Below are 22091 nucleotides of genomic sequence, written 5' to 3'. Positions count from 1 at the left end.
AGCTTATGGCAGGGTCATGCCGCGCATCAGGGCACGGCAATGCCGCGCCATCTGGCGCTCTTCCTCGGTAGGTACGACCATGACGCCCGGTCCGGGCACCGCGGGGCCGAGTCCCAGGAAATCCAGTCCCGCAACGATGCGCCGGCGTAGCTCGGCGCTATGCTCGCCGATGCCGCCGGTGAACACCAGCAGATCGATTCCGCCCATCAATGCCGCATAGGCGCCGATCTGCTTGCGCACCGACGTCGCGAAGATGTCGACCGCCAGCGCGGCATGCGCATCGCCCGCGGCGCTGCGCGCAAGCAGCGCCTGCATATCGCTTTCGCCGTCGGCGATGCCGGCCAGCCCGCTCTCGCGGTTGATCAGGGTTTCCAGGTCATCCGCGCGCAGCGCTTCGGTGCGCATCAGGTACAGGACGACGCCCGGGTCCAGGTCGCCGCTGCGCGACCCCATGGGGATGCCGCCCGCCGGGGTCATGCCCATCGACGTATCGATCGATTTGCCTTCCCGAACCGCGCACAGGCTGGCGCCGTTGCCCAGGTGCGCGAAAACGGCCCGCGGCGGCAGGTCCGCGCCGAGGCGGCGCACCAGCGATTCATACGACAGGCCGTGGAAGCCGTAGCGCGCGACGCCGGCGTCCGCGTAGCGCGCCGGCAGGGGCAGGCGCTCGGCACGGGGCGGCATGGTTCGATGGAAGGCCGTGTCCAGGCAGGCGAACTGCGCCGCATCGGGCCATCGCGCTCTTGCGCCCTCCAGAAGCTGCAACGCGACGGGAATGTGCAGCGGCGCGAAATGTATCGCGCGGCGCAACTGCTCCTCCACCTCGGGCGTGAGCGCCTGGTGCGTGCGCAGCTGTGGGCCGCCGTGCACGATGCGATGGCCGACGGCCGATGGGGCACCCAGGCCTGCGTCGGCCAGCGTGCGCGCCAGGATATCCAGCGCATGCGTTTGCGTGGGCATGTCGTGGTCCCGTTCGGCCAGTATCCCGCCCCGCGCGTCGCGGATACGCAGATGGCCATCGGGCCGCCCGATGTTGCTCGCGGCACCTTCGGCCACGGCCGCTTCGTCATCGCCGCCAGGGAGGAACAGCGCGAACTTCAGCGACGATGATCCGCTGTTCAATACCAGGATGGAGGGCGCGTCGACGGCCATGGCGGCATGCTCGCAGCAAGGATGGAAAAGGATTCAGGCCCAGGTCCAGTTGCGGATTTCGTCCCGGTCTATGCCCTCGGTGTGCGCGTAGTCCGTGTGGATGATGATCTGGTCGCGCAGCCATTCCTTGACGTGCGCGCCGCGGCCTTGCAGCGCCGGGACGCGATCGATGGCATTGATGGCCAGATGGAAGCGATCGATCTGGTTCACGATGGCCAGTTCGAACGGGGTATTGATACTGCCTTGCTCCTGGTAGCCATGCACATGAAGATTGGCGTGGTTGCGGCGGCGGTACGTCAGCTTGTGCACCAGCGCCGGGTAGGAGTGGAAGTTGAAAATGACCGGCTTGTCCGCGGTGAACAGCGAATCGAAGTCGGGATCCGAGAGACCGTGCGGATGGTCGGTATCCGGCATCAGCCGGAAGAGGTCGACGACATTGACGAAGCGGATCTTCAGGCCCAGGAACTTCTCTTTCAGAATTTGCACGGCGGCCAGGGCTTCCATCGTCGCGACGTCGCCGGCGCAGGCGACCACCACATCGGGATCGCTGCCATGGTCCGTCGAGGCCCAATCCCAGATCCCGATGCCCTTGGTGCAATGCCGGATCGCGGCATCGCGGTCCAGGTATTGCAGGTGGGGCTGCTTGTCCGCGACGATGACGTTTACGTAGTCGCGCGTGCGCAGGCAGTGGTCCGCCACGCTCAGCAGGCAATTGGCGTCGGGCGGCAGGTAGACGCGCACGATGTCCGGGCTCTTGTTGCAGACGACGTCCAGGAAGCCGGGATCCTGGTGCGTGAAGCCATTGTGGTCCTGCCGCCAGACGAGCGACGTGATCAGCAGATTGATCGAAGGAATGGGGGCGCGCCAGGACAGCTCCAGCTTGGCTTTCTCCAGCCATTTGGCGTGCTGGTTGAACATCGAATCGATGACGTGGACGAAGGCCTCGTAGGTCGCGAAGAAGCCATGGCGGCCGGTCAGCACATAGCCTTCCAGCCAGCCTTCCAGCGTATGCTCGCTAAGCATTTCCATCACCCGGCCGTCCGTGGCCAGCTCGCCGCCGTCCTCGTCCACCGGCAGCATCTCCGCCATCCAGGTCTTGCGTGACGCTTCATATACGGCTGTCAGCTTGTTGCTGGCGGTCTCGTCGGGCCCGAACAAACGGAAGGTCGTCATGTTGCGTGCCATGACGTCGCGCAGGAATTTACCCAATACCTCGGTCGGCGACAGATAGGACGATGCCGGCGCGGCCACGTCGATGGCGTATTCGCGGAAGTCCGGCAGGTCCAGTGCCTTGCACAGCAGCCCGCCGTTGGCGTGCGGGTTGGCGCTGATGCGGCGATCGCCTTCGGGTGCCAGCGCCCGCAGAAAGGCCATCGGGGCGCCGTGCTCGTCAAAGAGTTCTTCCGGTCGATAGCTGCGCATCCAGTCCTCGACCACCTTCAGGTTGGCGGGATTCGTGACCGGGTCGGCCACCGGTACCTGATGCGCGCGCCAGTAACCCGCGACACGATGGCCATCGACGGTTTCCGGCCCGGTCCACCCCTTGGGCGTGCGCAGCACGATCATGGGCCAGCGCGGACGCTCCATCCGGCCTTCTTCGCGCGCGCGGCGCTGGATGGCCTCGATCTCGTCGAAACAATGGTCCATCGCGATCGCCATGGCATGGTGCATCGCTTGCGGATCGTCGCCTTCGACGAAGTAGGGGCGATGGCCGTAGCCTGTCAGCAGGGCCTCCAGTTCAGGCCGCGGGATGCGCGCCAGGATGGTGGGATTGGCGATCTTGTAGCCGTTCAGGTGCAGGATGGGGAGGACGGCACCGTCGCGCGCGGGATTCAGGAATTTGTTGGAATGCCAGGATGTCGCCAGCGGCCCGGTCTCCGCCTCGCCGTCGCCGACCATGACGGCGGCGACCAGGTCCGGGTTGTCGAACACCGCGCCGTAGCCGTGCGACAGGCTGTAGCCCAGTTCGCCGCCCTCGTGGATCGATCCCGGCGTTTCCGGCGTGCAGTGCGAGCCTATGCCGCCAGGGAAGGAAAACAGCCGGAAAAAACGCTGCATGCCGGCTTCGTCCTGGCTGCGGTCCGGATAGATCTCGCTGTAGCGGCCTTCCAGGTAAGCGTGGGCCAGCGTGGCGGGCGCGCCGTGCCCGGGGCCGGAAATGAACATGACATTCATGTCGCGCTGGCGGATGACCCGATTCAGATGCACCAGCGTGAACGATTGCCCGGGGTCCGACCCCCAATGGCCCAATAGCCGGCGCTTGATGTGTTCCGCCTTCAGAGGTTCGCGCAGCAATGGATTGGCGCGCAGATAAATCATGCCGACGGCAAGATAATTGCAGGCGCGCCAATAGGCTTGCATGCCCTGCAATTCTTCGTCGGACAGGGCCCTGTCAGGCGGAACTTGCAACGGGGGTTGGGATAGGGTCATCGTACCGGCTCCTCTGCAAGGTGGATGCCGCGACGGGCTTTTACCAAATGCGCGGGCGGCGCTAACATCGTGCCGCCCGCGCGCGGTCCTGGCAAGCCCTGTTACCGAGCGCCCCCAGCCATCGGCGTGGCTGTTTCGATTGGAATGTGGATGACTACCTCAGGCAGACAGATAGAGATTCCCGCGTTGTACATGCGAGGCGGCACCAGCAAGGGCGTGTTTTTCCTGCCGCAGGACCTGCCGGCCGACGCGGCGCGTCGCGACGCGGTGCTATTGCGCGTGGCGGGCAGCCCCGATCCCTACGGCAAGCAGATCGACGGCATGGGCGGGGCGACTTCCAGCACCAGCAAGGTGGTGATCGTCGGCAAAAGCACGCGACCCGATTGCGATGTCGATTATTGGTTCGGCCAGGTCGCCATCGGGCAGGCTTTGGTGGACTGGAGCGGCAACTGCGGCAACCTGACCGCCGCGGTCGGCCCTTTCGCCATTCATCGCGGACTCGTGCGGGCTCCCGCGGATGGCGTGGCAACCATACGCATCTGGCAGGCCAACATCCAGCGCCGGATCATCGCGCAGGTGCCGATGCGTGACGGCCAGGTCCAGGAACTGGGCGACTTCGAACTGGACGGCGTGACCTTCCCGGCGGCGGAGATACCGCTGACCTTCCTCGATCCCGGTGCCGGTGGCGACGAGCAGGGTGGCGGCATGTTCCCCACCGGACGGCCCCGCGACATGCTGTCGGTGCCGGGCGTGGGTACCATCGAAGCGACGCTGATCGATGCCGGCAATCCCGCCGTACTGGTGGAAGCGGCGGCACTGGGCCTGACCGGCACCGAAAGCCAGGCGCGCATCAACGGCGACGCGCCGTTGCTGGCGCGCCTGGAACTGATACGCGCGCATGCGGCCGTGGCGATGGGCGCGGCACGCACGGCGGACGAAGCCACCGCGACGCGCCAGCACACGCCCAAGCTGGCCTTCTTCGGCCCGCCGGCCAGCTACGTCGCCTCCAGCGGCAACGCGGTGGAGGCTTCCGACATCGACATCGCCGCGCGCATCATGTCGATGGGCCAGCTGCATCACGCGATGACGGGGACGGGCGCGGTGGCCATTGCCGCCGCGGCGGCCGTGCCGGATACCATCGTCAGCCGCATTCTGGGGGGCGCCCGGGATGCCTTGTGCTTCGGGCATGCATCCGGCCGCCTGCGGGTCGGCGCGGAGGCGCGCCAGGCGGAAGGCCGTTGGGAGGTCACCAAGGTGACGCTGAGCCGCAGCGCGCGTCGCCTGATGGCGGGTACCGTGTTCGTGCCGGCGGCGGTGCTGGGCGATCAGGCCTGAAGGGCAAGCTGCCCTTGCGCGGGGGCATCCCGCCCGGTCTGCGCCCACGCGCGCACCGATCGCATCAGCAGCGCCAGTTCTTCCTGGGCGGCATGGCAGGCGCTGCGTGCCGCGGCAAACCCGTCGCGCTCGAGCGCCTTTTGCGCCGTCACGCATGCGGCCGCCAACGCCGTGGCGCCGACCATGCGCGCCACGCCGTTTACCGCGTGCAGCACGTCGCCGGCCGCCGCGGCGTCGGCAGCGGCCAATGCATTGCCCAGCGTGACGGCGTCCTGTTCGCCGGTTTCCCAAAGCGCGGCCAGGAACCGATCCGCGATGGCGCTATCGCCAGCGGCCAGGGATTCGATCGCGCCTGGATCGAAACGCAGGCCATGCCGCCACGCGCCTTCGATGCGTACCCGCGCATGCCGCAGGCCGGACAGCCGATGGCGCAGCGCGTCCAGGCTCAGCGGCTTGAACAGACAGGCGTCCATGCCGGCTTCCAGGCAGCGCTCGGTCTCGTTCCGCCGCGCGCTGGCCGTGTAGGCCCATATCGTGCACGAGCCGCCACCCTGGGCCGCCTCGGCATCGCGTATGCGGCGTGCCAGCGCGTAGCCGCTGCCATCGGCCATATTGCAGTCCGTGATGACCAGGTGGTATGCGCCGGCGCGCCATAGCCGCCATGCCGCCCTGCCGCCGCGGGCCAGCACGACGCGATGTCCCAGATGTTCCAGTTGCTTGCACAGCAGCAGGCGGCTGGGGCCATTGTCGTCGACCGCCAATATCTGCAACGCCGGGCCGGCGTCGGCACAGGCTCGCGCAGGCTCGCCCGCGTGCGCCGGCGAGGACAGGATTTCCGCGTCGAAATCGAAACGTATCGTGCAACCCTCGCCACGCGCGCTTTCCAGCTGCAGGGTGCCGCCCATCAGCGACGCCAGCCGCCGGGCGATGCTCAAGCCCAGACCGCTACCGCCATGGACGCGCGCGCCCTCGCGCGTCTGGCTGTAGGGGGCGAACAGCTTGTCCTGGTCCGCCCGGTCTATGCCGATACCCGTGTCGGCCACGACCACCGTTGCGGACAGCCGGGCGTTGTCCTGCCGGCGTGTGCTGACGCGGACCTCCACACGGCCCGTCTCGGTGAACTTGACCGCATTGCCAAGGAGGTTCGACACGATTTGCCGGAAGCGTACCGCGTCCACCATGATGTCCGTATCGGCGCCGCGATCGGCCTCGAAGCGCAGTGCCAAGCCCTTGTCGCGCGCCATTCCATTGAAGACCTCGACAACCGATTCCACCAGCGCGCGCAGATTGGCCCGCCGTGGCAGGAGCTCGAGCTTGCCCCGATCCAGTTTTTCGAGGTCGAGAATGTCTCGCACCAGATCCAGCAATCCTTGCGCCGCGCCATGCGCCACACGCAGGTGGTCCTGTACATCCTGGCCGGCGGCCGCTTCTTTCAGGCCGAGCTCCAGCATGCCGGCCATGGCGTGCAGGGGGGTGCGGATCTCGTGGCTGGCGACGGCGAGGAAATCGCTTTTCGCGCGCGATGCGGATTCGGCGGATTGCGCCGCGGCCTGCAAAAGATGTTCCCTGCGCCGGCGCTTGCTGATCTGGCGGCGCAGATGGCTGTTCCATCCCGCCAGCATGGTGCCCGCCAGCATGGCGGCGCCCAGCATCGGGTCGACCAGCAGCCATTGTTCTTCCAGCAGCCCCGCGATCCACGCGGGGCCTTCTTCGTCGTCATACGGTACCTGCGCCGCATCGGCGCTGCAGGTCAGCAGCAGGAACGCCGAGATCCATGCCGCGCGTCTAAGCATGGCGCCGGGCATGTCGCTACACCAGGCCGTTGCGTCTTGCGATATCGGTAAGCTCGAGCAGCGTGGCGGCGTTCAACTTTTCCTGCAGCCTGCTTTTGTATGTGCTGACCGTTTTCTCGCTAAGCATCAGGGTGGCCGCGATGGTCTTGTTCAATGCGCCGCGCGCGAGGTGCTGCAGGACCACCAGTTCCCGATCCGACAGCTGTTCGATCAGTGCCGCTTCGCTCATGGCGGTGCCACGTTCGCCGCTGGGATGCAACGCAACGGTGGGAAAGTAGGTATTGCCCTGCAGCACTGCCTTGGCGGCGCTGACCAGCTCCTGCAGTTCCTTGCCCTTATACACAAAGCCCGAGGCGCCCGCGTGCAGGCAGCGGGCCGCGAGATGATCCGGGTTCTGGGCGGTCAGCACGACGATCCCGGGCTTGTGGTCGCGTCCGTCCGCGCGCAAGCGGCTGATCACCATCAGGCCGTCCATCTTGGGGATGCCGATATCCAGCACGATCAGGTCCGGGCGATGTTCGCGCGCGGCGCTCAATGCGTCGACACCGGTCGATACTTCGGCGACGACGTCCCAACCGCTCTGTTCCAGTATCGTCCTGACCGCGAAGCGGATCATGGGGTGATCGTCAACGATCACGACGCTTCCTACTCTTTGCACTTGAACCTCATCTTCGATCGCGGTAATCCCCGGGCCGCGCGCTGCCGCGGACGAACGCGGCGGGATCGTCAGGCCGTGCGGCATGCTCCCGTGCCGGCGAGGCGCGTTCCATGCTGCGTTGGGGCATCGCACGCGGCGCGGGCTGCGGCGTGGTGGACTTTCCCCAAGGGAAAGCGCGGCAAAGTATACGGAGGGAGGTGGCGTGGTGGCACGCAGGTCACACGAGCGTCGTTGCAGAAGGGCTACTTATTGCGACTAGTTGCAAAAGCCTGCGCATCGAAGATGAAAACGCCACGGCCGAAGCCGTGGCAAAACAAGCACGTGTGGTCGCCCGGTATTCCCGCGCACATGGCCCGGCAATGTCGGTCGACAGCGCACGGTATCACTGCTTGGCGAATCGGGCAGCGCGGGAATGTTTCCAAAGAAAACGAAAAATCATCGCCGCGTATACGCTTATTGCCCCCGCCATTGCTTGACAACGAAAGTGCGGCGACGGACGCTAGCGCACTCGCGGATGAAGGTACGAGGGCCTCGAGACATGTGGCGCACGCAAGTCAAGAGGGAGTTGCCGGGATACCTGGGGTTGGCGGGCGCGTGCTATAGAACTGCCTTTGCTGAAGGGGAGAATATGGAACTTTATATGACGATGGGCGAGGGATATCGCCTGACGCTCGATGTGGAGGAATCCACCGCGGGCTATGGCTGGTATATCTATCTCGCGCTGTCGAAAGAGCAGGGCAAAGGTACCCTGGTGGCCAGCGACGACGCCTGCGAATCGGCGTCCGAGGCCGCGGCGGCCGGCATGCGCGCGCTCGAGCGATACAAGCTGGAACAACCCATCTCGGTTGTGACACCGCCGGCTGTCGCGGTGTATTGACCGCTGTCCGGCGGGAACGACGTATTCATCTTTGCCGGCCTTCCACCGTCAGATTTTTCTGACGACGCGCTGAATCCGCGCGGCGTTACGAGGCGGCTCGTCCCGGCGCTCCCATGCGCCGTGTGCTGATGCGGTCATGGACGTGAACGCCAAGGGCCAGCAAGGCCAATCCCAATCCCAGCAAAGACACGGCGATCCATCCGCCGCGGTGCCATGCGACGCTGGCCGCGCCCGAGCCGAACGCGCCGCCGAAAAAGATGGAGGTGACATACACCGTGTTGATGCGGCTGCGCGCCTGGGCATCCAGGCCGAGTATCAGCGATTGATTCGATACCTGCGCCAGCGATACGCCCAGGTCCAGCAGTATGACGCCGACGACCAGGCCGGTCATCGAGGGAGCCAGGGCGAACACGACGAAGGAAAGCGCGCATGCGAGGATGCCGGCGCCGACGCCGTTGCGGGCGCCGTAGCGGTCCGCGAGCTTGCCGCCCCACGACGCGGCGCCCACGCCGATGAGGCCGACGATCCCGAACGCGCCGGCCACCGCCGATCCCATCCCGTAGGGCGGCTGGGCCAGCAGCAGCGCGAGTACCGACCAGAAGGCACTGAACAGGCCGAACAGGCACGCCTGCGTCGCGCAGGCCCGCCGCAGCGGCGCATGCGTGAACAACAGCCGCACCATCGAACCCAGCAGTTGCGTGTAGGGCAGGCGCGACTTCGGCGCGACGCGGGGCAGCAGCATGAACATCATGGCCCCCAGCGCCAGCGCGATGCCGGCGGCCACCCAGAACATGGCACGCCATCCCATAAGCTGGCCGACCGCGCCGCTGAGCGTGCGCGCCAGCAGGATGCCGGCCAGCAGGCCGCTGAACACGACGCCGACCGCCTGCCCGCGCGTGGCGTCGGGGGCCAGGTCGGCCGCGAAGGGAATGATCAATTGCGTGATGGTCGCCCCCACGCCCAGCATGATGGACGCGGCGATCAAGGCGCCGAAGGACGGGGCCACCGCGCATGCCGCGGCCGCGGCGATCAGCAGTACGCATTGCGACAGGATCAGGCGGCGGCGCTCCAGGCGGTCTCCCAGCGGCACGAGCAGCACCAGGCCGATGGTGTAGCCCAATTGCGTGCACATGGTGATAAGGCCGATTTCCTCGCCGGCTTGAAAGGTGTCGGCGATGAGGGCCAGCATGGGCTGGCTGTAGTACAGGTTCGCCACCGCGGCGCCCGCGGTGATCGCCAGGGCAAACAGCAATCCGCGCGTCAGCGGCGGTTGTGTGGACGGGAGCGGGGATACGTCGGAAGGGCGTTCTACTGTCATGGGGATAAGCGTAAAACAAAATCCGCCCGGTATCGGGCGGATCGGGAACGGAACGGGATGGCGCGATCAGTCGCGCGTGCCCTCCGTCAGCAGGCGGCGTCGCGCGTCGCCCTGGCGTTCGAGCATCCAGCCCGGATACTCGGCGGGCAGGGCGCTGACCTGGGCCAACGCGGCCAGTTCGTCATCGGCGAGCTCGATGGCCGCGGCACCGATGTTGTCCCGCAGTTGTTCGATGCGCTTGGCGCCAATGATGACCGTGGTGACCGCGGGCTGGTGCAGCAGCCAGGCCAGGGCGATCTGGGCGACCGATACCTTGCGCGCTTCGGCGATGGCGCGCATGGCGTCCACGCAGTCGAAGGCCCGTTCGCGATTCACCGGCGGGAAGTCGAAGGCGGTGCGGCGGTTGCCTTCCTCGCCCTGTTTGTCGCGCGCGAACTTGCCGCTCAGCAGGCCGCCCGCCAGGGGGCTCCATACCATCAGGCCCAGTCCTTCGCTGCGCAGCAAGGGCACGATCTCGCGTTCGAGGTCGCGTCCCGCGATCGTGTAGTAAGCCTGCAGCGATTCGAACCGGGCCAGGCCGTGCCGCTCGGAGATGCCCAGCGCCTTCATGATCTGCCACGCTGCCCAGTTGGAGACGCCGATATACCTGACGTGTCCATGCTGGACCAGCGTATCCAGTGCGCGCAGCGTCTCTTCGATGGGCGTGGCGGGGTCGAAGCCATGGACCTGGTACAGATCCAAATGGTCCAGATTCATGCGCTTGAGCGAGGCCTTCACGCTTTCCATGATGTGAAAGCGCGACAGGCCGCTCGAGTTCACGCCGCCGGTGCCCGTCTGGCCCATCACCTTGGACGCCACCACGATGTTCTCGCGCGGTACGTTCAGGTTGCGGATCGCCTGGCCGGTCAGGATTTCGGAACGGCCGCCGGAATAGACATTCGCGGTATCGATGAAGTTGATGCCCGCGTCCAGGGCGGCGCCGACCAGGCGGTCCACCTCGTCCTGCTCCAGGCTGCCGATCTGCCCCCAAAAAGTGCCGTTCTCGCCGCCGAAGGTCATCGTGCCCAGGCACAGTTCCGACACGAATAATCCTGTACTGCCCAATCTGTTGTAGCGCATGGCATGCTCCTGATTCGTCTACCGCTGCCGCGATGCGGAAGTATGCGCGCGCGGCCGGTTCCAGGTGTGCTCGATCCTGTTCGATTCCTGCCTGATCCTCCAGGGATCCCTATCGGCGGTGGGGTCGCGTCTCTCCTGACAGGAAACTGGCGCTATGCTTGCATTGCATAAAATTCCGCACGGGCGAACCATGGGCTTGAACGAGATACCCGATTCTTTCTTGCATCCCTCTCCCGCCGTGGACGGCGTCGACGCGATACTCGACGCGCCCCGGCGCGAACTGGTGTGGCGGCTGACCCGGCTGACGGGGACGCTGGAAGGCTCGATGGCGACCGCCGTGCCGGGGCTGTACCTGCATCGCGTCACTTGCCCGGGAGGTCCGCATCACGCCTTGCAGTTGCCGATCTTCGGCGTCATCGCGCAGGGTTCCAAGCGGCTCCTGGTAGGCGACCAGGTGTACGAGTACGATCCGTTGCACTACCTGGTGTCGTCCGTCGATCTTCCGGTCGCCGGCAAGGTCGCCGTCGGGAGTTCCAGCGAACCTTACCTTGGCCTGCGCCTGGACCTCGACGTCGAGGCCATAGGCGCGCTGATCCAGGACGTCGAACCGCTGCCCGCCGCGCAGGCCGAAGCGCCGCGCGGCCTGTACGTCAATCCCCTCAGCGACACGCTGCTGGATGGCGTATTGCGGCTGCTGCGCCTGCTCGATACCCCGGTCGATATCCCCGTGCTGGCGCCCATGGTCAAGCGCGAAATCTTCTACCGGCTGCTGATGAACGGGCAGGGGGCGGTACTGCGCCAATTGGTCCAGAAGGACAGTCATACCCAGCGCATCGCGCGTGCCATCCGCCTGCTGCGCGAACATTATGTGCGGCCGCTGCGTGTGGACGACCTGGCACGCCAGGCGCACATGAGCGCCTCTTCTTTCCACCATCACTTCAAGGCCGTCACCGCGATGAGCCCGCTGCAGTTCCAGAAGCAGTTGCGACTGCAGGAGGCACGGCGCCTGATGTTTACCAGCGACACCGACGTCGCCGTGGTGGCGCATCAGGTCGGCTATGAAAGCCCGTCTCAGTTCAGTCGCGAGTACAGCAGGCTGTTCGGCTGCGCGCCCTTGCGCGACAAGCGCCGCTGGATGGGCGACGGCGTGTCGCAGTAGCGGTCCTGGCCCGCGGGCGGTGGCCCCGCACCCATCCACGCTGGCGTTATTTCACCCTTTGCTTTTCCAGCTTGCGGGCGAGCGTGCGCCGGTGCATGCCCAGGCGCCGCGCCGTTTCGGAGATATTGAATCCCGTCGAGGCGAGGGTTTCGTGGATATGCTCCCACTCCAGGGTCTTGATCGAAGTGGGACGGTCGCTCAGCTCCGTTTCGACGTCGCCGCTGTCCCGTCCGAAAGCCTGTTCGATATCGTCGGTGTTCGACGGCTTGGCCAGGTAATGCCGCGCTCCGAGCTTGATGGCCTCCACCGCCGTGGCGATGCTGGCGTACCCGGTCAGCACGACGATGATGGTGTCCGGATTGTGCGCGTGCAGCGCTTGTACGCAGGCCAGGCCGGAGGCCTCGCCCTTGAGCTTCAGGTCCACGACGGCATACCCCGGCTGGTGCTCCGGCAGTATCGCCTGCAGCGATTCCAGCCCTGTCGCGTGCAGCACGCGGTAGCCCCGCCGTTCGAAGGATCGGCCCAGCGTGCGGGCGAAGGTTTCGTCGTCCTCGACGATGAGCAGCAGGCGCTCCTCAGAGGCCGGGGTGGACGTCATCGTCTTCCTCCAGGGTAATGGCGGAGAGCGGCAACCGCAGGGTAACGCGCGCGCCGCCTTCGGGCAGGTTCTCGGCGGATACCGTGCCGCCCAGCGTGCGTGCCACGTTCACCACAAGGAACAGCCCCAGTCCGCCGCCGGCGCGGCCCTTGCTGGATTGGTACGGCTTGCCGAAGTGCGCCAGCATGGGCGCGGCGAAGCCGGGGCCGTCGTCGGTGATTTCCAGTACCAGCGCATCCTCCTCGCGCCGCACGGTCAGCGCGATGCCGCGGCGTGCCGCTTCCAGGGCATTGTCCAGCACATTGCAGATCATCTGCTTGAGCGCCGAATCCGAAACGATGCGCAAGTCCGCGCCGAAGGCATTGTCGTAGCGCAGCTGTTCGTCGAAGCCCCGCGTCGCGCGCCAATCGGCGACAAGATCGTCCAGGAAGGTATGCACGGTGGTTTCGGCCGGCGCTTCGCCGCGCGCTTCGCCGGCCGACAGCAGGATACCGCCGACGATCGATTTGCAGCGCGCGACGGCCGCCTGCATGTCGCCGATCTCCTGCAGCAGCTGGGGGTCGCCCTTGAAGGGCCTCATGTGGCGCCAGTCGCCCAGAATGACGGCCATGGTCGCCAGCGGCGTGCCCAGCTCGTGCGCGGCGCCGGAAGCCAGCAGCCCCATGCGAACGATATGTTCCTCTTCGGCGGCCCGCTGGCGCAGGTCCGCCAGATGGGCGTCGCGCGCCCGCAGGTTGCCGTTGATGCGCGTGATAAAGACCACCAGCAGGGATGCGTTCAGGGCAAAGCAGATCAGCATGCCCTGCACGTACAGGCTGGCAAGGCCGTTGCCGTGGTCCAGCGGCAGTGTCAGCGGCCGCCCGGCGGCGGCCAGCAGCATGAAGCACAGGGTGGTGACGATGACCAGCAACCAGGTGCTCCAGGGCTTGAGCAGCACGGCGCCCAGGGTGACCTGGACCAGGTACAGGAAAACGAAGGGATTGGTGGCGCCGCCGGTCAGGTAGAGCTGGGCCGTCAGCGCGACGAGGTCGACCAGCATCGCCACCATCAGCTCGGTATTGCTGACCTCCGGCGCCAGGCGCAGGCGCAGCATGCCGACGATATTGAAGGCGATCAGCCCGCCCAGTACGAGGGCCATGTAACTTAGCGGCAGCGGTACGCCGAATCCCATCGCCACGACGTAGATCGTGGCGATCTGCCCCAGCACGGCGATCCAGCGCAGCGTGATCAGCTGCTGCATGTTCTTGTGGCCGGTGGTGTCGTACCGTCGCCGTCCGCCGGGGGCCGGCACGGAGGGCTCGAGGTGTCCGGCGGACACGGCCGCCGTCACGGCGCGGTCGGGCTCGGCGTTCATCGGCCGCGCGGCGCCCGGGGCTGCCGCTGCCGTCGTTCGTCGCGGACGACGTAGAACGCCGCGCCGGCCACCATCAGCGCCAGCGCGTACCAGGTGATGGCATAGACCAGGTGGCTGTTGTGGAAGGCGATGACCGTCATTCCGCCCCGGGGCCAGGTATCCGGTGCGGCTGCCGGGGCAGCCGCGGCGTCGACGAAATAGGGCGCCGTGTCGGACAGCCCGCGCGCCGACGCGATCGCCTGCACGTCCCGCGAATACCAGCGATTGGCCGCGGGGTCGTTGTGGCGCAGAAAGCCGCCGCCCGGTTCGGTGATGCGCAGCAGGCCGGTTACCGTGACGGCCTCGCCGGGTTGGGGATGGGCGATGCGGTCGCGCCGGTCGCCCGGCACGAAACCGCGATTGACCAGCACCGTGCTGCCGTCGTCGCGTCGCAGGGGAGTGATCACCCAGTAGCCGCTACCGAGTTCCGTGCTGGCCTGTGTCAGGGTTTCCTTGCCGTATTCGTAGCGACCCGTCAGGGAAACATGACGGTATTCGTCGGTATCGGTGCTGACGGCCGGCCAGCGGCCGCGCTCCGGCGCGGGCATCGCGGGCGCATGGACGCGCTGGTCCACGCGGGCGATCAGATCGAGCTTCCATGCACGCCGGTATACCTGCCAGGTGCCCAGCGCGCAGAAGCCCGCAAAAAGCAACACCGCCACGACCGCCATGCAGAGCAGTGCTGCGGGGCGGCGCCGGACGCCGGTTTCGGCGTCCAGCCGGGCGGTGGATGGGGTCTCGGGCTGCATCGATCGCATCGACTCGCTGCTTTCCGCGGGGCCCCCGTTGGACAAGGCCATGCTTAAGGCATGTTCTTCATGTCGGTCATCGACGGCATCATGTTCACGTTCAGGTGATACATGACCCAGAGCGATCCGGCCAGGGTGATGACGACGATCACCACGGTGAAGATCAGGGCCAGCATGGTCCAGCCGCCTTCGGACCGGGTGTTCATGTGCAGGAAGTAGACCATGTGCACCACGATCTGCACCGCGGCCAGGCCCAGGATGACCATGGCGGTCGTGCTGGACTGATCGAAGACCTTGCCCATGACCACCCAGAACGGAATGGCCGTCAGGATGACCGACAGGATGAAGCCGGTCATGTACCCCTTGAAGGTGCCGTGCGCGGCGCCGTCGTCATGGTCGTCGTGATGATCGTGGCCATGGTTGTGATCGCCATGGGCCAGCGTACCGTTATGCGTGCTCATGGCAGCACTCCCATCAGATAGACAAAGGTGAACACGCCGATCCAGACGACGTCCAGGAAGTGCCAGAACATCGACAGGCACATCAGGCGGCGCTTGTTGGCGGCGGTCAGGCCGAAGCGGCCGACCTGCACCATCAGCGTGATCAGCCAGATGATGCCGCTGGTGACGTGCAGGCCGTGCGTGCCCACCAGGGTGAAGAAGGACGACAGGAAGGCGCTGCGGGTCGGACCGTTGCCTTCGTGGATCAGGTGCGCGAACTCGTACAGTTCCAGGCCGATGAACGCGGCGCCGAACAGGCCGGTGATCAGCAGCCAGAACTGCGTGGCGCCCACGCGGTTGCGGTTCATCTCCAGCATGGCGAAGCCATAGGTGATGGACGACAACAGCAGCATGGAGGTGTTCAACGCCACCAGCGGCAGGTCGAACAGGTCGGCGCCCGACGGCCCGGCCGCATAGCTGCGGCCCAGCACGCCGTAGACCGCGAACAGGCTGGCGAAGATGAGGCAATCGCTCATCAGGTAAACCCAGAAGCCCAGCAGTGTGCCGTTCTTCGGGTGGTGCTCCTCAGTCAGGTAAAAGCTGAGGGCTTCCGGCGACGCCGCGCCGCCGGGTTGCGTGAGGACGGTGGTTTTAGACATGGTTTGCTAGCAGACGGGTACGCTCGGCTTCGACGCGAACGACTTCGTCCGCGGGGATGTAGTAATCGCGCTTGTAGTTGAAGGTGTGGCCGATCGCCACCGCCAGGACGGCGACGAACGATACGATCACCAGCAGCCACATGTGCCAGATCATGCCGAAGCCGAAGACGGTGCTCAGGCCGGCCAGGATGATGCCCGCGGCCGTATTCTTGGGCATGTGGATGGGGATGAACCCTTCCGTCGGCCGCTGGGCGCCGCGCTGCTTCATCTGCCACCACGCGTCGCCCTCATGGATCTGCGGGGTGAAGGCGAAGTTATAGGCGGGCGGGGGCGACGACGTGGACCATTCCAGCGTGCGGCCGTTCCAGGGATCGCCCGTCACATCGCGCAGCTGTTCGCGGCGGCGGATGCTGACGTAGATCTGGATCAGGAAGCTGGCGATGCCGAAGGCGATCAGCAGGGCGCCGAAGGCGGCGATGACGAACCAGATCTGCAGCGACGGATCGTCGAAGTGGTTCATGCGGCGCGTCACGCCCATCAGGCCCAGGACGTACAGCGGCATGAAGGCGACCCAGAAGCCCACCAGCCAGAACCAGAACGAGCACTTGCCCCAGAATTCGTCCAGCTTGAAGCCGAAGGCCTTGGGGAACCAGTAGTTGATGCCGGCGAACATGCCGAACACCACGCCGCCGATGATGACGTTGTGGAAGTGCGCGATCAGGAACAGGCTGTTGTGCAGCACGAAGTCGGCGGGCGGGACGGCCAGCATCACGCCGGTCATGCCGCCGATGACGAAGGTCACCATGAAGCCCACCGTCCACAGCATCGGCACGTCGAAACGGATGCGGCCGCGATACATGGTGAACAGCCAGTTGAAGATCTTCGCCCCGGTCGGGATGGAGATGATCATTGTCGTGATGCCGAAGAACGAGTTGACGCTCGCCCCCGAACCCATGGTGAAGAAGTGGTGCAGCCACACCAGGTACGACAGCACGGTGATCACGACCGTCGCGTACACCATCGAGGCATAGCCGAACAGGCGCTTGCCGCTATACGTGGACACGACTTCGGAGAACACGCCGAACGCCGGCAGGATCAGGATGTACACCTCCGGGTGGCCCCAGATCCAGATCAGGTTCACGTACATCATCGGGTTGCCGCCGAAGTCGTTCGTGAAGAAGTTCGTGCCGACGTAGCGGTCCAGCGTCAGCAGGGCCAGCACCGCGGTCAGGATGGGGAAGGCGGCGACGATCAGGACGTTGGTGCACAGCGCCGTCCAGGTGAAGATGGGCATCTTCATCATGCCCATGCCGGGGGCGCGCATCTTCACGATGGTGACCATCAGGTTGATGCCCGATAGCAGTGTCCCCAGGCCGGCCACCTGCAATCCCCAGATGTAGTAATCCACCCCCACATCCGGACTTTGCAATATGCCCGATAGCGGCGGATACGCCAGCCAGCCCGTGCGCGCGAATTCGCCGACGAACAGCGAAGTCATCGTCAGCACGGCGCCGCCCACGGTCATCCAGAAGCTGAAGTTGTTCAGGAAGGGAAAGGCGACGTCGCGCGCGCCGATCTGCAGCGGCACGACGTAGTTCATCAGACCCGTGACCAGGGGCATCGCCACGAAGAAGATCATGATGACGCCATGCGCCGTGAAGATCTGATCGTAGTGGTGGGGCGGCAGGTATCCGGCCGAATCGCCGAAGGCGATGGCCTGCTGCAGCCGCATCATGATCGCGTCGGAGAAGCCGCGCAGCAGCATGACGATCGCCAGCACGATGTACATGATGCCGATCTTCTTGTGGTCGATGCTGGTGAACCAGTCTCGCCACAGCGGGCCCCAGCAGCGGTAGTACGTCAACGCGCCCAGCAGCGCGAGGCCGCCGATGGCGACGAAGATGAACGTCACCACCAGGATCGGTTCGTGGTAGGGGATGGCCTCTAGCGATAGGCGGCCAAGTAATAGCTTATGCAGGTCTAGGTTCTCAAACATCTCGATTCCCGTGACGGGACGCGCAAGGCGGAAAGAAGGGCGGGCGGCTTAAAGCGGTACGCGGTTGTCCAGCACGCCGGTCCCGGTGGGATTGGCGGGCGTGCAGACCGCGCCGACGTAATTGCGGGCGGGCATCTCGGCCAGGCCGAGGCGCACGCGGGTCGAAGCATTGGTGGCGAGGTTATACGTGCCGGACTTGCCCAGGCCGCCTTGCTCGTCGATGGCCATCATGTCTTTCAGGCACATGCGGTTCGACTCGACACAGCGGTTCAGGATGGCGTCGTACAGGTCCGCGTCCACCTTCGCATAGCGGTGCACGGGCTCTTTCTCGCTGGGTTGCTCCAGCTTCAGGTAGACCGCGCGGGTCAGGTCGCCGCCGCCTTCGCGCGTCTGCTGGACCCAGTTGTCGAAATCGGCGGGGTTCATGCCGTAGAACTTGAAGCGCATGTCCGAAAAACCGGCGCCGCTGTAGTTGGCGGAGAAACCTTCATAGACGCCTGCGTGGTTGATGACCGCATGCAGCTTGGTTTCCATGCCGGCCATGGCATAGACCTGTCCCGCCAGCGCGGGAATGAAGAAGGAGTTCATCATCGTCGACGACGTGATCTTGAACTGGATCGGCCGGTTGACCGGCGCGACCAGCTCGTTCACGGTGGCCAGGCCTTCCTCTGGATAGATGAACAGCCATTTCCAGTCCAGGGCCACCACTTCGACGGTGAGCGGCTTGACGTTGGTCGGCAATTCGTGGCCTTCGGCGATGCGGTCCAGCGGGCGGTATGGGTCCAGCCGATGCGTGGTGACCCAGGTCAGGGCACCCAGCGCGATGATGATGAGCAGGGGGGCCGACCAGACGACCAGTTCGACCACCGTGGAATGGTGCCATTCCGGATCGTATTTGGCGTTGGTGTTCGAGGCGCGGTAACGCCAGGCGAAGACCAGGGTCAGGATGATGACGGGGATGATGATGATCAGCATCAACATGGTGGAGATGATGATCAGATCGCGTTGCTGCATTGCGATATCGCCGGACGGGGACAGAACCACCGCCTTACACCCGCCAAGAAGGGCGGTGAGGACAAGGAGGGGGAACAGGATAAGTCGGCGGGGGAGCTTGGAGGATGACATGCCGGGCGACAAAAGCCTAAACAGGAACTGAGCGGAAGCCTGACGGGTGTGTAAGCACCGCGTAAGATGAAAAGAAAAAATCACGCGAAATGTACAATTTTTGACGCACTGCGGAAAGTGGACATTTTGTCCTACCTATGGCGGCAAGCGGAAAGTCATGCCATGCTAAGGCTTGCCGGGCCTGATAGAGGGCAATTTTCGGTAAGCAGCAGGCCCGCGCGATAGTCGGGAGCGGTCTCCAGAGACAAAGACCGCCGGTGTAGCAACAATCGCGAGGAAATAAGATGTCCATGACTGCAGGATTCCCCCATGCGTCCTCGACTTCGCTCGAGCACGACGCCAGGTTGACTACCGCCGATCATTCCAAGGTCGCGCCCGGAGAAATCGCCATCGGCGTCGTCATCGGCCGAGCATCCGAATATTTCGATTTCTTCGTGTACGGGATTGCCTCGGTACTCGTCTTCCCGCAGGTATTCTTCCCGTTCCTTACGCGGCTCGAAGGCATACTGGCCGCCTTCGTCATATTTTCCTTCGCCTTCATTGCCCGGCCTTTCGGCACGGCCTTGTTCATGGCCATGCAGCGACGCTGGGGCCGGGCGGCCAAGCTGACCGTCGCCTTGTTCCTGCTGGGAACGGCCACCGCCGGCATTGCCTTCCTGCCCAGCTATGCCACCCTGGGCGAACGCGCCATTATATTGCTTGCCGTTTTCCGCTGCCTGCAGGGGCTGGCGACGGGCGGGGCCTGGGATGGGCTGCCGTCGCTGCTGGCCCTGAACGCGCCGGCCGAGCGGCGCGGCTGGTACGCCATGCTGGGCCAGTTGGGCGCGCCCATCGGGTTCCTGCTGGCGGGCGCCCTGTTCCTGTATCTGCATACCAACCTGAACGCGGACGACTTTTCCGACTGGGGCTGGCGCTACCCCTTCTACGTGGCCTTCGCCATCAACGTCGTGGCCCTGTTCGCCCGGCTGCGCCTGGTGGTCACCCACGAATACACCCGGCTCCTGGAGGAAGGGGAACTGGAACCCATCCCGGCCACCACGCTGATGCGGCAGCAGGGTTACAACATTTTCCTGGGGGCCTTCGCGGCGCTGGCCAGCTATGCGCTGTTCCACTTGGTAACCATCTTCCCGCTGTCCTGGCTGGCCTTGCAGTCCACGCAGTCCATCGACGCCATCCTCAGCGTCCAGGTGGTCGGGGCCGTACTCGGCATCCTGGGCACGATGGCCTCCGGCTGGCTGGCGGACCATATCGGCCGCCGCAATACCCTCGGGGCGCTGGCCTGCCTGATCGGCGTATTCAGCCTGTGCACGCCCTGGCTGCTGGATGGCGGGACGGCCGCCCAGGATGCCTTCATCCTGATCGGCTTCTGCCTGCTGGGCCTGTCGTATGGCCAGGCATCCGGCACCGTGACCGCCAATTTCAGCCGGCGTTTCCGCTACACGGGCGCGGCGTTCACGGCCGATTTCGCCTGGCTGTTCGGCGCGGCCTTCGCGCCGGTCGTCGCCTTGAGCCTGTCGGCGCGCTTCGGCCTGGCGGCGGTCAGCGTTTATCTGTTGTCCGGCGTCGCCTGCACGCTGCTGGCGCTGCGGATCAACCGATCGCTGGAATTGCAGACGCGGGATTGAGCACTCGCCGCGCCGGCCTGGCCGGCGCACTCAGCGGCAAGTAAGCCGGGCGGAGGCCCGGCTTTTTTGTGCGAATTTGTAATTTCTGTGCAGGGCCAAATCGCCCTATTTCCCTCGGCAACGGGGGAGATGGCGGCATTTTGGCAACCGTACGACACACTAGGCACAATATGGTGCCAATTCCGTGAATGCGTTACATTAGCGCGGCCCGTAGGGATGAGGTGGGAATAGCACGAATGGTGCATACATCGCCATAAGCCTCGTCTTCCACGTCCCTGCTTCATCCAAAACGGCATCGCCTTGCATGCCGATGGCGAGAGGATTCCATGCATTTTGCGCTTCGACGCAACGCAAACCGCGTAGTAATGCCCTTCATGGCCTTCACCGCCGCGGCGCTTCTCCTGGCGGGTTGCGGCGAACGGCCTCAGTTGAATCCAGGTCCGCCGCAAGTCAGCGTCATTACCGTCCAGCCCGAACGCGCACCCAGCGTGGCCGATCTGCCCGGCCGCGTGGACGCCGTGCGGGACGCGCAGATCCGCGCGCGGGTAACCGGCATCATCCAGAAGATCGTTTTCCAGCAGGGCGGCGACGTCAAGGAAAACCAGTTGCTGTTCAAGATCGATCCGGCGCCGTACCAGGCCGCCTACGATCAGGCGGCAGCCCAGCTGAAGCAGTCGCAGGCCGATCTGTTCAGCGCCAAGGCGCTGGCCGATCGCTACGCGCCCCTGGTAAAGGCCAACGCCGTCAGCAAACAGGAATACGACAACGCGGTCGCCAGCTACCGGCAGGCCGACGCCGCGGTGGCGGCCGCCAAGGCGAATCTGCAGAACGCGGCCATCAACCTGGGCTACACCAAGGTGACTTCCCCGATCACCGGCCGCATCGGCAAGCCGCTGGTGACAGAAGGCGCGCTGGTCGAAGCCACGTCCGCGACGCAGATGGCGCTGGTACAGCAGCTCGATCCGATCTACGTCGATTTCACCCAGTCCACCACCGATCTGGCCGCGCTGCGCAAGGCCTTCGCCTCGGGGCAGTTGCAGAAGGTCGGCGATAACGCGGCCTTGGCCGAGGTCGTGCTGGAGGACGGTTCGACGTATGCGCACAAGGGCAAATTGCTGTTTACCGGCATTACCGTGGATCCCACCACGGGGCAGGTGAACCTGCGCGCGGAGTTTCCCAATCCGGAGACCGTGCTGTTGCCCGGTATGTACGTGCGTGTCCGCTTGACGCAGGGTGTCGACGACAAGGCCTTGCTGGTGCCCCAGCAGGCGCTGCAGCGTACGCCGGACGGCATGCAGAGCCTGATGCTGGTGAAGGACGGCAAGATCGACCAGGTCACCGTGACCACGGGCAACGCCCTGAACGGTCGCTGGGTGGTGACCAGCGGACTCAAGGCCGGCGACGTCGTCGTCGTGGAAGGCTTCCAGAAGGTCCGTCCGGGCGCGCCCGTCAAGGTTTCCCAATGGGCCCCAGGCCAAGGCGGCGCGCCCGGCGCCCCGCAGCAGGCCGCGCCGCAACAGGCCCCGGCGGCCGGGGCGGGCGCCGCCCCGGACAAGCAGCCGGCGCCGGCCCAGCCCGCCGCGCCTCAGCCGCCCGCCGAACAGAAGTCGTAACCGGCCGGGCGCCGAGCCGGGGCGCCGAGTCCCCTGCTTCATAAGTATTGTC

At 65.5% G+C, this 22091-nt stretch carries 19 protein-coding genes; 6 read left to right on the top strand and 13 right to left on the bottom strand.

The window, feature by feature from the left end; translation table 11 throughout:
* Positions 1 to 3: 3 nt before the first annotated feature.
* Complete coding sequence (locus CAL28_RS22045) at positions 4 to 1152, bottom strand: acetate/propionate family kinase (RefSeq protein WP_094843323.1); 1149 nt, start codon at positions 1150 to 1152, stop codon at positions 4 to 6.
* 33 nt (positions 1153 to 1185) lie between these two features.
* Complete coding sequence (locus CAL28_RS22040) at positions 1186 to 3582, bottom strand: phosphoketolase family protein (RefSeq protein WP_094843322.1); 2397 nt, start codon at positions 3580 to 3582, stop codon at positions 1186 to 1188.
* Between the two features lie 150 nt (positions 3583 to 3732).
* Here CAL28_RS22040 and prpF point away from each other — a divergent pair, with 150 nt between their 5' ends.
* Positions 3733 to 4917 (top strand): 2-methylaconitate cis-trans isomerase PrpF, encoded by a 1185-nt coding sequence (gene prpF / locus CAL28_RS22035; RefSeq protein ID WP_094843321.1) that lies wholly within the window; start codon positions 3733 to 3735, stop codon positions 4915 to 4917.
* Here the strand turns inward: prpF and CAL28_RS22030 are convergent.
* Entirely contained in the window at positions 4908 to 6722 is a 1815-nt protein-coding gene (locus CAL28_RS22030) for an ATP-binding protein (protein ID WP_094843320.1), read from the bottom strand. The genes prpF and CAL28_RS22030 overlap by 10 nt on opposite strands.
* A 4-nt stretch (positions 6723 to 6726) precedes the next feature.
* Positions 6727 to 7347, bottom strand: a complete 621-nt coding sequence (locus tag CAL28_RS22025) for a response regulator transcription factor (RefSeq protein WP_254926199.1) — start codon at positions 7345 to 7347, stop codon at positions 6727 to 6729.
* A gap of 131 nt (positions 7348 to 7478) precedes the next feature.
* On the opposite strand from CAL28_RS22025, the gene CAL28_RS29580 reads away from it, so the two are divergent.
* Entirely contained in the window at positions 7479 to 7844 is a 366-nt protein-coding gene (locus tag CAL28_RS29580) for a hypothetical protein (RefSeq protein ID WP_141218229.1), read from the top strand.
* Positions 7845 to 7996: 152 nt separating this feature from the next.
* Positions 7997 to 8245: a hypothetical protein gene (locus CAL28_RS22020; RefSeq protein WP_094843318.1), complete on the top strand. Its 249-nt coding sequence runs from the start codon at positions 7997 to 7999 to the stop codon at positions 8243 to 8245.
* Between the two features lie 85 nt (positions 8246 to 8330).
* On the opposite strand, the gene CAL28_RS22015 is transcribed toward CAL28_RS22020, so the two are convergent.
* Together CAL28_RS22015 and CAL28_RS22010 are read right to left on the bottom strand one after the other, a co-directional pair.
* Positions 8331 to 9563, bottom strand: a complete 1233-nt coding sequence (locus CAL28_RS22015) for an MFS transporter (protein WP_094843317.1) — start codon at positions 9561 to 9563, stop codon at positions 8331 to 8333.
* Positions 9564 to 9629: 66 nt separating this feature from the next.
* Positions 9630 to 10682, bottom strand: coding sequence for an aldo/keto reductase (locus CAL28_RS22010; protein ID WP_094843316.1), 1053 nt, complete (start codon positions 10680 to 10682; stop codon positions 9630 to 9632).
* A gap of 190 nt (positions 10683 to 10872) precedes the next feature.
* On the opposite strand from CAL28_RS22010, the gene CAL28_RS22005 reads away from it, so the two are divergent.
* Positions 10873 to 11841 (top strand): AraC family transcriptional regulator, encoded by a 969-nt coding sequence (locus CAL28_RS22005; RefSeq protein WP_094844785.1) that lies wholly within the window; start codon positions 10873 to 10875, stop codon positions 11839 to 11841.
* A 46-nt stretch (positions 11842 to 11887) separates the two neighbouring features.
* Here CAL28_RS22005 and CAL28_RS22000 read toward each other — a convergent pair whose 3' ends face one another.
* From CAL28_RS22000 to cyoA, 7 genes are read right to left on the bottom strand one after another with little or no spacing between them, the layout of a single operon-like run.
* On the bottom strand, positions 11888 to 12439 hold the full coding sequence (locus CAL28_RS22000) for a response regulator transcription factor (RefSeq protein WP_094843315.1): 552 nt from the start codon (positions 12437 to 12439) through the stop codon (positions 11888 to 11890).
* A complete protein-coding gene (locus CAL28_RS21995) occupies positions 12417 to 13793 on the bottom strand; it encodes an ATP-binding protein (protein WP_094843314.1) in 1377 nt (458 codons plus the stop codon). The genes CAL28_RS22000 and CAL28_RS21995 overlap by 23 nt, the downstream gene beginning before the upstream one ends.
* Positions 13790 to 14581, bottom strand: coding sequence for an SURF1 family protein (locus CAL28_RS21990; protein WP_094844784.1), 792 nt, complete (start codon positions 14579 to 14581; stop codon positions 13790 to 13792). The genes CAL28_RS21995 and CAL28_RS21990 overlap by 4 nt, the downstream gene beginning before the upstream one ends.
* 53 nt (positions 14582 to 14634) lie before the next feature.
* Positions 14635 to 15042: a cytochrome o ubiquinol oxidase subunit IV gene (gene cyoD / locus CAL28_RS21985; protein WP_094843313.1), complete on the bottom strand. Its 408-nt coding sequence runs from the start codon at positions 15040 to 15042 to the stop codon at positions 14635 to 14637.
* Complete coding sequence (cyoC, locus tag CAL28_RS21980) at positions 15039 to 15680, bottom strand: cytochrome o ubiquinol oxidase subunit III (RefSeq protein ID WP_094843312.1); 642 nt, start codon at positions 15678 to 15680, stop codon at positions 15039 to 15041. Before cyoC ends, cyoD begins: the two co-directional genes overlap by 4 nt.
* A complete protein-coding gene (gene cyoB, locus CAL28_RS21975) occupies positions 15673 to 17676 on the bottom strand; it encodes a cytochrome o ubiquinol oxidase subunit I (RefSeq protein WP_094843311.1) in 2004 nt (667 codons plus the stop codon). Before cyoB ends, cyoC begins: the two co-directional genes overlap by 8 nt.
* A gap of 48 nt (positions 17677 to 17724) precedes the next feature.
* Positions 17725 to 18801, bottom strand: a complete 1077-nt coding sequence (gene cyoA, locus CAL28_RS21970) for a ubiquinol oxidase subunit II (protein ID WP_094843310.1) — start codon at positions 18799 to 18801, stop codon at positions 17725 to 17727.
* Between the two features lie 284 nt (positions 18802 to 19085).
* Between cyoA and CAL28_RS21965 the strand changes: the two genes are divergently transcribed.
* Together CAL28_RS21965 and CAL28_RS21960 are read left to right on the top strand one after the other, a co-directional pair.
* Positions 19086 to 20426 (top strand): MFS transporter, encoded by a 1341-nt coding sequence (locus CAL28_RS21965; RefSeq protein ID WP_094843309.1) that lies wholly within the window; start codon positions 19086 to 19088, stop codon positions 20424 to 20426.
* Between the two features lie 374 nt (positions 20427 to 20800).
* Positions 20801 to 22039: an efflux RND transporter periplasmic adaptor subunit gene (locus tag CAL28_RS21960; RefSeq protein ID WP_254926197.1), complete on the top strand. Its 1239-nt coding sequence runs from the start codon at positions 20801 to 20803 to the stop codon at positions 22037 to 22039.
* Positions 22040 to 22091 lie beyond the last annotated feature (52 nt).

Origin of the sequence: Bordetella genomosp. 11, assembly GCF_002261215.1 — a bacterium.
Taxonomy (GTDB): Bacteria; Pseudomonadota; Gammaproteobacteria; order Burkholderiales; family Burkholderiaceae_B; genus Bordetella_C.
This window is presented reverse-complemented; position numbering and strand designations above follow the sequence as displayed.

Excerpts from the sequence above, each read along its gene's own strand:
- CAL28_RS22045 (WP_094843323.1), bottom strand. The coding sequence starts at position 1,152 with ATGGCCGTCGACGCGCCCTCCATCCTGGTATTGAACAGCGGATCATCG.
- CAL28_RS22040 (WP_094843322.1), bottom strand. The coding sequence starts at position 3,582 with ATGACCCTATCCCAACCCCCGTTGCAAGTTCCGCCTGACAGGGCCCTG.
- prpF (WP_094843321.1), top strand. The coding sequence starts at position 3,733 with ATGACTACCTCAGGCAGACAGATAGAGATTCCCGCGTTGTACATGCGA.
- CAL28_RS22030 (WP_094843320.1), bottom strand. The coding sequence starts at position 6,722 with ATGCCCGGCGCCATGCTTAGACGCGCGGCATGGATCTCGGCGTTCCTG.
- CAL28_RS29580 (WP_141218229.1), top strand. The coding sequence starts at position 7,479 with ATGCTGCGTTGGGGCATCGCACGCGGCGCGGGCTGCGGCGTGGTGGAC.
- CAL28_RS22020 (WP_094843318.1), top strand. The coding sequence starts at position 7,997 with ATGGAACTTTATATGACGATGGGCGAGGGATATCGCCTGACGCTCGAT.
- CAL28_RS22015 (WP_094843317.1), bottom strand. The coding sequence starts at position 9,563 with ATGACAGTAGAACGCCCTTCCGACGTATCCCCGCTCCCGTCCACACAA.
- CAL28_RS22010 (WP_094843316.1), bottom strand. The coding sequence starts at position 10,682 with ATGCGCTACAACAGATTGGGCAGTACAGGATTATTCGTGTCGGAACTG.
- CAL28_RS22005 (WP_094844785.1), top strand. The coding sequence starts at position 10,873 with ATGGGCTTGAACGAGATACCCGATTCTTTCTTGCATCCCTCTCCCGCC.
- CAL28_RS22000 (WP_094843315.1), bottom strand. The coding sequence starts at position 12,439 with ATGACGTCCACCCCGGCCTCTGAGGAGCGCCTGCTGCTCATCGTCGAG.
- CAL28_RS21995 (WP_094843314.1), bottom strand. The coding sequence starts at position 13,793 with ATGAACGCCGAGCCCGACCGCGCCGTGACGGCGGCCGTGTCCGCCGGA.
- CAL28_RS21990 (WP_094844784.1), bottom strand. The coding sequence starts at position 14,581 with ATGCAGCCCGAGACCCCATCCACCGCCCGGCTGGACGCCGAAACCGGC.
- cyoD (WP_094843313.1), bottom strand. The coding sequence starts at position 15,042 with ATGAGCACGCATAACGGTACGCTGGCCCATGGCGATCACAACCATGGC.
- cyoC (WP_094843312.1), bottom strand. The coding sequence starts at position 15,680 with ATGTCTAAAACCACCGTCCTCACGCAACCCGGCGGCGCGGCGTCGCCG.
- cyoB (WP_094843311.1), bottom strand. The coding sequence starts at position 17,676 with ATGTTTGAGAACCTAGACCTGCATAAGCTATTACTTGGCCGCCTATCG.
- cyoA (WP_094843310.1), bottom strand. The coding sequence starts at position 18,801 with ATGTCATCCTCCAAGCTCCCCCGCCGACTTATCCTGTTCCCCCTCCTT.
- CAL28_RS21965 (WP_094843309.1), top strand. The coding sequence starts at position 19,086 with ATGTCCATGACTGCAGGATTCCCCCATGCGTCCTCGACTTCGCTCGAG.
- CAL28_RS21960 (WP_254926197.1), top strand. The coding sequence starts at position 20,801 with ATGGCCTTCACCGCCGCGGCGCTTCTCCTGGCGGGTTGCGGCGAACGG.